We start from the raw sequence: 3296 nt of genomic DNA, 5'->3' as shown, positions 1-3296 counted from the left end.
ATCAATAAGTCTATTTATTACTTATCAATTTCAAAAGCCAATTCTCACCGAAGATAATGCTATCTTCAAAGCAAAAGAATATATTCAGTTAATCAACAAAAAAATGAGCGCAGAAGATATAGATACAGAAAAACCAGCTGAATATTGTGTACTTACGAATGATACTGTTTGGAACAAAATAATAGGAAATAGGCAATGGTCAGTTATGGTTGATGGTTATGGAGTAGATATCCAGGCTAATACAGGTGAATTTGTCCAAATTATAGGACCCTTGGATGGAGTCATTAAGGAACTCCCCCAATAATGGTCTCACAATTAAACTAACGTCGAACGTTAGCGCAATCACTATCATGAAGGCATCAGGTAGTGAAGTGACCCATAAAGTAAGACAACTTTATGCAGCCCTCTAAGGCATGATCTTGGTAATTTACCAGGCTTATGCCTTTTTTAGTTAGACTCTTTTTTATCCTATGACAGCAACAAAACGGAAATAAAAACGTCTAATAAAGCAAATAATTTGAATGGGAGAATTTGTTAAATGAAGAAAATTATCATAGGTGCTTTATTGGGAATCTCCATTTCTGCTTCAAGCATTGCTTTCGCGTCTGAATCGATTCAAGCTTTGTTATTCGCTGTTAAATTTCAGTTTAATGGGCAAGGTGTTGAAATAGGCGAGGAATATAAGGTACTGAATTACGACGGACATGCGTATGTGCCGATTCGATTTGTAGCTGAAAATATTGGCGCTGCGATTGATTATGATACTGACAATGAAACAATTGTTATAAAAAATGGTCCCTTAGATGTAATGGATCCAAATTATAAGGGGATCTCAGTAGGGAATCTCATATTAACGAGAGTTGGAGAGAATACAAAAGTAACTGGGCAATTGAAGATGGAAAATATGGCAAATGAAGAAAATATGGTAGGAGCGAATTTATCTTTTTACAATGAAAAAGATGAGAAAATTGGAGAAATCGCAATAACAAGTCATGATTTCGGCAATGTAGCCAAAACTTTCGAAGCTATTGGTGTAGGTGATTTTAGAGCATATTCCGCTTTAAAACTGCATATTGGTGCGGTGAATGGACGTATAACCGGGGGAGGACCTTATTAAAAATTGAGTTCCTAATGATAATAATTTTAAGTTTATTTAGTCAGAGGCAAACAATCGAAACTCCGGTACCGCGTTACGCTAACGGAGCTCAAAATAATGGGGATTAATAGTACGAAAGGAATTACTGTTTTGAGCGAAGAATATGTTCAATTAGGTGTTTTCGGAGGTGACTTATGAAGTTTGAACTTAACAAACAATTCGCAAGAAAAATAGGCATTATGCTTGAATCTAGACTTATTTGGTACAAACATTATTTTTTATTTTGTGATGAAATAATTGAAAAGATGGAAAAACCTCCGTACTGGATTATCGAACTTGCAACAAAAAAATATATCGGGGACGCAGTGAAAATTGTAAATAGCTAGCGAAATTAGTGTTACGTTGGTGATTTTGATGTTTGAACTAACGGGAGAACGTTAATTTGAAACCGATGTAGAACAACGTTTAGTATCTGATAGACATAGGTGCGTGAAGATATGAATAAGAGCCTTATAACTAAGATGTACGAAGAATTAATAATATCCATTTTAGTACTGTCATATCCTCCTGAAAAACAGATTGAGATTACAGGTTATGGTTGTGTTGGTGACGAAATTGTTACAGATTTTGATTGTTACTACAATTCTCGCAAAGAAGAATATAAGCATAATGGTATGTTTAATGATAACGAATTTAAAGCACTTGATGAGTTTGATGAATATTTAGTGCAGATTGCAAATAAAACATACCCCGAATTTTATACGCATAATGAAGAACTCTTCACAAACCCTATTTGGGGAGATATTAGACAAAAAGCAAAACAATTGTTACTGGAACTCGGAAAAGACAACTTTACAGTTGGATATACACGAGAAGAAGATAAACATAATTTAGATAAAACATTTGAGGTGACAAGGAGAGTTTTAACTGAGGAATAAAGTTCTATTTATTGAACTCTAACGGAGAACATTAGTATAATACTGACTTTGCGCCGCCAGTCATTCGAAGGAGAATGCAAATTGAATAAATACTGGAATTACAGGATTATAAAAAAGGATTGAAAAAAATGGTTTGGTTTCCTATGATGTTTGTGAAGTTTAATATGAGAATGACATACCTAATTCGTGTATATGGGGTAAAAATGTACTTACCGGTGATAGCAAAGAGCATTTAAAGAACAATTTAGATTCCATTCTAAAAGCGTTTGACAAGCCAGTTCTTGAAGTGGATGGAGAAGATGAAAAATTAGTAGAAGTAAAGGAATGAAAAACGTTTTTATTCCATTCAGCTAACGAAAGAACGATAGTTCAAAATACCGCGGCAGCCTGCAAAGATAATTGGCTGCCCTTCCATTAGGAGAGGAGGGCAAGTCATGAGGCTCAGAGGGACAATGACAGAGCAGGCATATAGAAAAGAATTACAATCTTCAAGAATTCGTATCTTTAACGATATATCCATGCAAAGATTTTTAAAAATTATTAGAGAGAGCTTCCCCGAAATGAAAACAGCGTATATCTTATATTGGATACTCGAGCAAGGGGAAGATATAATTACTTTTCTAGTGGATATTGACACAGTCATTACGATTGAACTGGATCGTTACGATGATCAAATAGCTCCAATAGTTGAAGTATGTCCATTAGAGAATTTGGTTAAGGGACTCAGTAAAACAAATCAGATTAAAATAGCCGTTGCTTTGGACTTAGCCAAGAATGATTTGAAATGATACAAAAAAGAAGTTAGGTGAAATCCCAGTAAATAATGTAAAGGATAAGATTAATATGAAAACCTTAAATTACTTAGAGACTAGACCTGCAAGTCGATATGATGAATTTGACCCGAATCAAGATAGGAATAAAAACACTAAATTTGCTGACTTAATTATCGATGGTAGATCGCTATACCAAATGCTTAGAAAGCATGATATGGTTCCATCTCTAGGGTGGGGGAGTGAAGAACATCAAAGAAACATGATAGATTATTTTCTATTAAATAAACAACATGAATATTTATACTTTCGATATCCAATTCTTGTTTGTCCATGGTGCGGGGACGAAGAGTGTGGATTTATTTCTGTGTATATCCAGAGGGAAGACGATATTATCATATGGCAAGATCTTAAAGTGGAGCCCAGCGCTAAAAATATAAATATTGGCCCCTTTTATTTCAAGTGGGATAACTATAAGAGAGTGATAAATGA

At 34.5% G+C, this 3296-nt stretch carries 6 protein-coding genes; all 6 read left to right on the top strand.

The window, feature by feature from the left end:
• Positions 1 to 304, top strand: a 304-nt coding sequence (locus tag AC1DUA_RS30525; protein WP_477503320.1) for a hypothetical protein, incomplete at its 5' end; no start/stop codon positions are given.
• A 234-nt stretch (positions 305 to 538) separates the two neighbouring features.
• A complete protein-coding gene (locus tag AC1DUA_RS30520) occupies positions 539 to 1117 on the top strand; it encodes a stalk domain-containing protein (protein WP_477503319.1) in 579 nt (192 codons plus the stop codon).
• A gap of 173 nt (positions 1118 to 1290) precedes the next feature.
• Positions 1291 to 1482 carry a hypothetical protein gene (locus AC1DUA_RS30515; protein ID WP_477503318.1) on the top strand — a complete coding sequence of 64 codons (192 nt, stop codon included), beginning with the start codon at positions 1291 to 1293 and terminating at the stop codon, positions 1480 to 1482.
• Between the two features lie 111 nt (positions 1483 to 1593).
• The gene (locus AC1DUA_RS30510; protein WP_477503317.1) at positions 1594 to 2034 is read left to right on the top strand and encodes a hypothetical protein; all 441 of its coding nucleotides are present in this window, start codon (positions 1594 to 1596) and stop codon (positions 2032 to 2034) included.
• 434 nt (positions 2035 to 2468) lie between these two features.
• Positions 2469 to 2822, top strand: a complete 354-nt coding sequence (locus AC1DUA_RS30505; protein ID WP_477503316.1) for a hypothetical protein — start codon at positions 2469 to 2471, stop codon at positions 2820 to 2822.
• A gap of 55 nt (positions 2823 to 2877) precedes the next feature.
• The coding region (locus tag AC1DUA_RS30500) for an oxidoreductase (RefSeq protein ID WP_477503315.1) at positions 2878 to 3296 on the top strand (419 nt) is incomplete at its 3' end.

The organism is Paenibacillus sp. 01T422, from assembly GCF_056398785.1.
The sequence above is the reverse complement of the archived record's forward strand: the minus strand, read 5'-3'. Positions and strand labels throughout refer to the sequence as shown.

Bases quoted from the DNA above. Each gene is read 5' to 3' on its own strand.
- AC1DUA_RS30520 (WP_477503319.1), top strand. From the start codon at position 539: ATGAAGAAAATTATCATAGGTGCTTTATTGGGAATCTCCATTTCTGCT.
- AC1DUA_RS30515 (WP_477503318.1), top strand. From the start codon at position 1,291: ATGAAGTTTGAACTTAACAAACAATTCGCAAGAAAAATAGGCATTATG.
- AC1DUA_RS30510 (WP_477503317.1), top strand. From the start codon at position 1,594: ATGAATAAGAGCCTTATAACTAAGATGTACGAAGAATTAATAATATCC.
- AC1DUA_RS30505 (WP_477503316.1), top strand. From the start codon at position 2,469: ATGAGGCTCAGAGGGACAATGACAGAGCAGGCATATAGAAAAGAATTA.